At 66.7% G+C, this 577-nt stretch carries 1 protein-coding gene; it reads right to left on the bottom strand.

From position 1 onward, the window contains the following. On the bottom strand, positions 1-368 hold a 368-nt coding region (locus TBIF_RS14945), incomplete at its 3' end, for an IS256 family transposase (protein WP_024795582.1). Between the last annotated feature and the right edge of the window lie 209 nt (positions 369-577).

Consider the following 577-nt stretch of genomic DNA (forward strand, 5'->3'; position numbering starts at 1 on the left):
ACGTCGAGGCCAGCGCAGATCCGCGACACCTCAGATTTCGAGATGCCCGATTGGACGCCGAGGGCGGCGACGAGGTCGTCGACGTTGCGGGTGGACACGCCGTGCACGTAGGCCTCCATGATGACCGCGTGCAGCGCCTGGTCGATGCGGCGGCGCCGCTCGAGCAGCGCGGGGAAGAACGAGCCCTGCCGCAGTTTCGGGATCGCGAGCTCGATGTCGCCGCTGGCGGTGGCGAGGGTCTTGGGGCGGGTGCCGTTGCGGTGGGTGGTGCGGTTCTCGGTGCGCTCGTAGGGTGCTGCGCCGAGGGCCGCCGTCAGCTCGGCGTCGATCAGCTGTTGCAGGCCTGAGCGGATGAATTCGGCGAACATCGCCTGCCGGTCGGGCCCGTCGAATAGACCTGGGGTGGGGCTGTTGGCATGATCTTTGTGGGTCATCGCGTAGTTCCTTGGGTTGAGTCACTGTGGAGGTAACTCGTTCATCACTACGCGGTGGCCCGCCTACATTCCGGCTGCGACACGCGGCCGGATCAGCAGGTCAGGGACCGATCCAATTCCCACCACTCCACGGGACTCTCCCG

It is taken from the genome of Tomitella biformata AHU 1821, assembly GCF_000524475.1.
Taxonomy (GTDB): Bacteria; Actinomycetota; Actinomycetes; order Mycobacteriales; family Mycobacteriaceae; genus Tomitella; species Tomitella biformata.